This window comes from Bacillus sp. HY001, assembly GCF_007558965.1.
In the GTDB taxonomy this organism is placed as follows: domain Bacteria; phylum Bacillota; class Bacilli; order Bacillales; family Bacillaceae_G; genus Bacillus_A; species Bacillus_A mobilis.
Genome location: NZ_VLTE01000437.1, coordinates 1 through 395 on the forward strand (window position 1 = coordinate 1; position 395 = coordinate 395).

Consider the following 395-nt stretch of genomic DNA (forward strand, 5'->3'; position numbering starts at 1 on the left):
TTTCCCGCTGTACTAGGTCATGAAGGTGCTGGTGTGGTTGTTTCTGTAGGGGCTGAAGTGACTTCAGTAAAGCCTGGTGATCACGTGATTCCACTATATACAGCTGAATGTGGAGAATGTAAATTCTGTCGTTCTGGTAAAACAAACCTATGTAGTGCTGTACGAGAAACACAAGGTAAAGGTTTAATGCCTGATGGAACAACTCGTTTCTCTTATAACGGAGAGCCACTTTATCATTACATGGGGACTAGTACATTCAGTGAATATACAGTTGTGAATGAAATTAACTTAGCGAAAATCGACGAAAATGCTCCGTTAGATAAAGTTGCCTTATTAGGTTGTGGTGTGACTACAGGTATTGGTGCGGTACACAACACTGCAAAAGTGGAAGAAGG

General features: G+C 41.5%; 1 protein-coding gene. It reads left to right on the plus strand.

Translation table 11 applies throughout. The features are described from left to right. Positions 1–395: alcohol dehydrogenase catalytic domain-containing protein (locus FOT98_RS32130; protein ID WP_186292164.1), on the plus strand; the 395-nt coding region annotated here is incomplete at both ends.